The 850-nt window shown below is 68.4% G+C and carries 1 protein-coding gene; it reads left to right on the top strand.

What is annotated here, in order from left to right:
- Nucleotides 1–95: 95 nt before the first annotated feature.
- Nucleotides 96–850 (top strand): DDE-type integrase/transposase/recombinase (locus EYB28_RS19680; protein ID WP_166852939.1); only part of this gene is annotated, 755 nt, incomplete at its 3' end.

Below are 850 nucleotides of genomic sequence, written 5' to 3'. Positions count from 1 at the left end.
GTGTCCAGTCTCAGGACATCGGAATGGGGTGTCTCAAGACATCGGCATAGCGTGTCTCGAGTCATCGGCATGGCCTGCCGCGTCGATGCTCGGGAGTGTCGAAACGCAGACTGGTCATCACCGCGGTCCTGGCAGGCGCCTCCCAGAGCGAGACCGCTCGGCGCTACGACGTCTCACAGGGATGGGTCTCACGCCTGATGGCCCGCTACCGAGCCGAGGGCGAGGCCGCGTTCGAGGCCCGGTCCCGCCGCCCGCACACCACCCCGAACGCGACCCCACCGGCCGTGGTGCAACAGGTCCTGACACTGCGCAAACAGCTGACCGAGCAAGGCCTGGACGCCGGCGCGGACACCATCGCCTGGCACCTGGTCCACCACCACGACACCACCCTCTCGCGGGCCACGATCCACCGGGTCCTCGCCCGCGAGGGCGCCGTGACCCCCGAACCGAAGAAACGCCCGAAGACGTCCTACATCCGCTTCGCCGCCGCGCAACCCAACGAGACCTGGCAGTCCGACTTCACCCACTACCGCCTCACCCGACCCGACGGACGGCCCGGCACCGAGGCCGAGATCATCACCTGGCTCGACGACCACTCCCGCACCGTCCTACACGCCAGCACCCACCGACGCATCACCGCACAGATCGTGCTCGACACCTTCCGCCGAACCTGTGAACAGCACGAACACCCCGCCTCGGTCCTGACCGACAACGGCATGGTCTACACCGTCCGGTTCGCCGGCCGACGCGGCGGGCGCAACCACCTCGAGCACGAGCTGCACCGCCTGGGCATCGTGCAGAAGAACGGCCGCCCCAACCACCCCACGACCCAGGGCAAGGTCGAACGCTT

It is taken from the genome of Isoptericola sp. BMS4 (assembly GCF_011634835.1).
Taxonomy (GTDB): domain Bacteria; phylum Actinomycetota; class Actinomycetes; order Actinomycetales; family Cellulomonadaceae; genus Isoptericola.
This window is presented reverse-complemented; position numbering and strand designations above follow the sequence as displayed.